The organism is Candidatus Hydrogenedentota bacterium (genome assembly GCA_016791475.1).
In the GTDB taxonomy this organism is placed as follows: domain Bacteria; phylum Hydrogenedentota; class Hydrogenedentia; order Hydrogenedentales; family JAEUWI01; genus JAEUWI01.
Genome location: JAEUWI010000403.1, coordinates 1 through 274, shown reverse-complemented (window position 1 = coordinate 274; position 274 = coordinate 1). Strand labels below are relative to the sequence as shown.

Annotated in this window: 1 protein-coding gene; it reads right to left on the bottom strand. The window is 64.2% G+C overall.

What is annotated here, in order from left to right:
• On the bottom strand, positions 1 to 274 hold a 274-nt coding region (locus JNK74_29915; GenBank protein MBL7650387.1), incomplete at both ends, for a hypothetical protein.

The following is a 274-nucleotide window of genomic DNA, read 5'->3' as shown; positions in this document are numbered from 1 at the left end:
TGCTCGCACAATGACTTGAAAATGTCTGGGTGAGTTTTCGCCATCCGCGAAAACCGGGCTTTGTCGCCGCGGCTGACCGCGGCGGCCACCCAAGGGTTGTGCTGCTGCCACTCGTGGAGGAGATACCCGCGTTCCGTTTGATCCAGCCAGCCGAGCGTGCCGAGCGTCGCCACGAACAAGCCCGGTTCGCCCGGCCACTGCGCGGCGATCTCGATATCTTCTTCGTCCAACGGCCGTTGGACGACCGTTGAACGGCCGTTCGCGCCGCCGAGGT